Source organism: Kitasatospora sp. NPDC007106, from assembly GCF_040634455.1.
Classification (GTDB): domain Bacteria; phylum Actinomycetota; class Actinomycetes; order Streptomycetales; family Streptomycetaceae; genus Kitasatospora; species Kitasatospora arboriphila.
On sequence record NZ_JBEYFP010000821.1, the window covers coordinates 1 to 2517 of the forward strand.

Genomic DNA, 2517 nt, shown 5'->3' on the forward strand with positions numbered 1-2517 from the left:
GCCCCCCACCGGGGCGGGGCCGGCCGGCCGGCGTGCACCCCGAAAGCCCACGGAACGACGGCCGAATCGGCTCCGGCGCCGGATTCCACCTCTCGGGAATCGGTTGCACGTTCCACGATTCGAAGGGCCGACAGGAAAGCGGTACGGGCCGGAGTTAGGGTATAGCCGAGGGTGAGGCCACGGGGGCCAGGATGTCCCCGAGAGGTATCTCCACGTGTGATCCGGCGACCGTTCGGGATCACCATTGTGGAATCTTCAAGAACGAGGTTTCACCGATAGCGACGGCCGCTACCGACCGTCACGAAAATCCCACCGAGTCCAGTGGCGTCCGTGCGCCACGTGCCGTGACCGGCACCCGTGCACGGCCGCGGAGGAGCATTCGGTCATGGCACCCCAGGACGGCACGAATTTCCCGAGCTTCGCCCAGTTCATCGACGACGTCGCCTCGGCCCGGCACGATGAATTCACCCGCAGGTCGCGTTCGGCGACGGCCGGGGAGGACGAATTCGCCGCGATGCGGCAGCACATTCTCGGTCTCTATTCAGGTGTCGACGTCCCGCACAGCTTCGTCGACGACAACGGGCAGATCTTCGACTGTGTCCCCATCGAGGATCAGCCCTCGCTCAGGGGCGGCGACGAGGGCCCGGCCGTCCCGCCCGACGCGCCACCCCAGCCTGCCCCGCGCGGTGAGGCACCGGCCCTGCCGGTGCAGCCGCAACTGCGCTCGGACCGGCTGGACAAGTTCGGGAACCCGATGTCCTGCCCGCCCGGCACGATCCCCATGCGCCGGGTCACCTTGGAGGAACTGGCCCGCGGACGCACCCTCAGGGACTTCTTTCACAAAGTCCCCGAGGGAACGGGGCGTCACCCCCGACTGAGCCCGGCCGCCATCGAGGCGAATGTCCACAAGTACGCGCACGCGTTCCAGGTCGTCGACAATCTGGGCGGCCACAGCTTCGTCAACATCTGGGACCCCAACATCGGGTCGCAGGTGTTCTCGCTCTCGCAGCAGTGGTACGCCGGCGGTTCGCCGGTCCAGACCGTCGAATGCGGTTCCCAGATCTATCCGGGCAAATACGGCACCACCCAGCCGGTCCTGTTCATCTACTGGACCGCGGACGGCTACCAGAACACCGGGTGTTACAACCTCGACTGTTCGGCGTTCACCCAGACGAATTCCGCCTGGGCGATCGGCGGGACGCTGAGCCCGTCGAGCGTCTGGGGCGGCGCGCAGTACGAGGTCGAGGTGACCTGGTACTTCTCCGGTGGGAATTGGTGGCTCTATCTCGGCGGCACCACCGCGAGCAATGCGGTGGGTTACTACCGGGGTTCGCTGTTCGGCGGCGGCCAGCTCTCCAGGAACGCCGTGGACATCGACTACGGCGGTGAGGTCGTGGACATCACGGCGTGGCCGCCGATGGGGAGCGGCGCGTTCGCCAGCAGCGGCTGGCAGTTCGCGGCCTACCAGCGCGACGTCTACTACTTCGGCGTGGGCGGAGGCGCCCAGTCGGCGTCGCTGACCGCGTCGCAGCCGTCGCCGAAGTGCTTCACCACCGCGGTCGGCCACGCGGCGCCGCCGTGGAACGAGTACTTCTTCTTCGGCGGGCCGGGCGGAACCAACTGCGAATGACCCGTCGGCGGCCGGCCCTTCGGACTTCCGGGACGCGACGACCCGGAAGCCCGAAGAGCCGGATGGACCCGGGCCTCAGGGGGACACGAACCCTCTATAGCTCTAGAGCGGCCTGTCGCTGGTAGCGGCGGGCGCGGGCTTGGTGCCGGCTGCGCCATGCCGACCATCGCAGTCGGTGTGCGAGATCACGGACGGGCTGGACCAGCAGGGCGGTGAACAGCCGTTGGATCTCGCCGCAGGTGAGCGGGGCGAGTTCGGGTGATGACGCACTGCCGGCCCGTTCAACGGCGGCGGTGACCGCGAGGAAGGCGTGCGCGAGCATGGCCAGAGTGGTCCAGCGGTGCCAGGAGGTCCAGCGGCGGACCTGGTGCTCGTCCAGTCCGGCCAGGCCCTTGGCTGCCTGGAAGGCATCCTCTACGGTCCAGCGGCGTCCAGCGACCTTGACCAGCGCGCTCAGTGGGACGGGGTGGGCCGAGTAGCAGCGGTTGAAGGCGAGTTCGCCGGTGCGCCGGTTGCGCCGGATCAGCAGTCACCGGTAGCCGGGCCGTCCGTCGGCGTGTCGATGCCGACCTGGGCCCACCACATCTCGTCGGGCTTGCGCCAGGGGCGCATGACCTGGCCAGGATCTTCGCGGCCGGGATCGACGCTCTCGGACACCATGACGCCGACGATCTGGGCTTCGTGTCGGTCTTCCTCGTCCCACCGGTCGAGGAGGGAGACGATGCCGTGGCCGAGGCCGTTCTTGTCGACCTTCACGCGGACCTGTGCGGTGGAGCCGGTTCCCTCCACGCCGGCCCGCTTCACCTGGCCGACCGTGCGGGCCCAGTCCAGCAGTTCCTGGTAACCGACGGCGGTCGCCGCGAACGTTCCGGTCCCAAGGACCAGGC

At 68.6% G+C, this 2517-nt stretch carries 1 protein-coding gene and 2 pseudogenes; 1 reads left to right on the forward strand and 2 read right to left on the reverse strand.

What is annotated here, in order from left to right:
- Window positions 1–385: 385 nt before the first annotated feature.
- Window positions 386–1630 (forward strand): neprosin family prolyl endopeptidase, encoded by a 1245-nt coding sequence (locus ABZ641_RS32810; RefSeq protein WP_359987770.1) that lies wholly within the window; start codon window positions 386–388, stop codon window positions 1628–1630.
- Between the two features lie 94 nt (window positions 1631–1724).
- Here ABZ641_RS32810 and ABZ641_RS32815 read toward each other — a convergent pair.
- Window positions 1725–2177: pseudogene (locus tag ABZ641_RS32815) on the reverse strand (IS701 family transposase); the annotation flags it as partial.
- Window positions 2153–2517: pseudogene (locus ABZ641_RS32820) on the reverse strand (hypothetical protein); the annotation flags it as partial. The pseudogenes ABZ641_RS32815 and ABZ641_RS32820, both read right to left, overlap by 25 nt.